The organism is Roseateles sp. NT4, assembly GCF_051857475.1.
Taxonomy (GTDB): domain Bacteria; phylum Pseudomonadota; class Gammaproteobacteria; order Burkholderiales; family Burkholderiaceae_C; genus Pelomonas.
Window position 1 is genome coordinate 1 of the sequence record NZ_JBPZGZ010000011.1, and the last position, 1,903, is coordinate 1,903.

3 protein-coding genes are annotated in these 1,903 nt (G+C 57.7%); 2 read left to right on the forward strand and 1 reads right to left on the reverse strand.

Going from position 1 to position 1,903, the window contains the following annotated elements; all coding sequences use genetic code 11:
• Positions 1–228: 228 nt before the first annotated feature.
• Both ACS5PN_RS31225 and ACS5PN_RS31230 read left to right on the forward strand, forming a co-directional pair.
• A complete protein-coding gene (locus ACS5PN_RS31225; protein WP_439467929.1) occupies positions 229–642 on the forward strand; it encodes a hypothetical protein in 414 nt (137 codons plus the stop codon).
• A gap of 254 nt (positions 643–896) precedes the next feature.
• Positions 897–1,391: a hypothetical protein gene (locus tag ACS5PN_RS31230; protein ID WP_439467930.1), complete on the forward strand. Its 495-nt coding sequence runs from the start codon at positions 897–899 to the stop codon at positions 1,389–1,391.
• Positions 1,392–1,737: 346 nt separating this feature from the next.
• Here ACS5PN_RS31230 and ACS5PN_RS31235 read toward each other — a convergent pair.
• The coding region (locus tag ACS5PN_RS31235) for a transposase (RefSeq protein WP_439467931.1) at positions 1,738–1,903 on the reverse strand (166 nt) is incomplete at its 5' end.

The following is a 1,903-nucleotide window of genomic DNA, read 5'->3' on the forward strand; positions in this document are numbered from 1 at the left end:
CAACGTTCCCACATCAATGCCTTCTGCGCGGCGGTGTAGTACGTCCGTGTCCGGTACTTCATCTGCAACACTCCTTCTGCCTGAGCAGTGGTCAGTGTGTTGCGTCGACCGGTTGAATCCGCCAGCGGGAGCCGTCGTTCGCATCGACTCAGGCCGAAATACGCTGTCGGCTACGCTGCAAGCCTCGTCGCGGCTCAGCGTTACGTCAGGGGACAAGAGATTGCCGTTATGAACTTCATTCAGAACACGTCGCTTCTCCTCGTGTGTGCATTGGCATTTAGCAATGCCCACGGGACCGAAAGCAATGACTCATGCAAAGCAAACAATGATGCGCTCGACGCACTTCATCGTTCAGCGTCCGCCAGCCACGATGCTGTTGTTGAAGTCGAGAAACTGTTTGAGCTGAATCAGCCCCAACGTGTCAAGGTCGCGAAGGTAGTTCCCTGGAGCGTGGCAGAGGCGCTAATTCGTAGCGGATTGGTCAGAAGTATTGAGCAGCCTACGCCAGGTCGTCAGTTCATCTTCTTTGGAATATCTGGAAAGAAGTACTCCTCAACCCATCCTCAAAACACGCATCCTTATGACATCGCTCGTCAAGTCGATCCCTGCGATTCATTCATCTCAGTGCAGACCGTGGATTGATGCCACGCTCAATGTTGCATAACGTCTCTGTCAGGTGGCTAACTGCGGATGGCTCCTGAGTCGAACTTTGAGTAGCCGCTTTGGACGGCGAGATTGGATGGCGAAGAGCCGGTCAGGGTCGGCAGCACCTGCCGCTCAACTTCGCCGCGAATGGCAGCTCACAGCCTGAAGCTGAACTAGCGACGGAACACGATGGCGAGGGCAGCTGCAGGCTGAAAGCCGCCGTCATGCTTTGGGACGCATGAGAATGCAGCATGCCATCCCGCCAGAAGACTCGCCTGACGCCTGACGAACAATGGTCGCAAACCGTGCGCTACAGCCAGTCGCTGCATGACAGCGACTCCATTGCGCAATGGCTGAACTGGAAGGAGAAGTGGGTGGCGACCCGCATCTCAGAGATTGAATTACGTGAGCATTGGTCCGCAGAGTGCCATAAATATGAAATCGTCCCGAGGGCCGGACGATCAGATCCTGTTATTGCGGTTATCACCAGACCGCACCGCTGGCTGCATGTCGGCGATGTATTTTTCGTCACCCAAGTCAATGGCATGAACGAGCGCTTTGCCGTGAACGGCGTCAGCTCCAAGGGAGTGCGGCTGAAAGACTGCTTCTTTCGACTGGACCATGGAACCGGCCAAGGTGTGATGCGGATTTGCTTTTTGCCGAAGTCATTGACCGGCTTGCGCTGGGATGGAGACGCGGTGACAAGGTTCGTTCACGAGAGCCGCGCCGAGGTACTCGGCGAGTAGGGGCGCATGAGCTCGTGTCACACTTGAGATAGGTTTTGCCGGGCCGGCTGATCCCACCACTCGCTGTGGGATGAGCCGGCCTAGGTCGACTTGTCGACACCTCACGCGTGAGGGAGTAGCTGCCGATGCCGGGTAGACGCGTGTATCCCGGCTCCTCTATTGACGCCCGGGGCGATGCCCGCTTCCGCTGCGAAGCCGACCTAGACCCGGTTGGGTCCATCGGACGGCAGGTTTAGGCTGATTCTGTTGAAAAACTCGTTTGATCCACGGCGTCGAGACCATGCCGAAGATGCCCGAGACGCTTGGGCATGGTGATGTTGAGCCCGAGGCGGCCCCGCCCGGCCCTTCAGGCTGATACAAAATCCTGACTTCCCAGTCGCTTGACCATCCGCCGCAGGTTCTGAACCGTCGCTGCCAGCAAGAACTCGTCGCGCGCCCCTGTCAGCCCTCGCAGCCGTAGTCGGTCGAGCTTGAGGATCCGCTTGAGGTGGGCGAACAGCATCTCGACCTTC

Excerpts from the sequence above, each read along its gene's own strand:
- ACS5PN_RS31230 (WP_439467930.1), top strand. The coding sequence starts at position 897 with ATGCCATCCCGCCAGAAGACTCGCCTGACGCCTGACGAACAATGGTCG.
- ACS5PN_RS31225 (WP_439467929.1), top strand. The coding sequence starts at position 229 with ATGAACTTCATTCAGAACACGTCGCTTCTCCTCGTGTGTGCATTGGCA.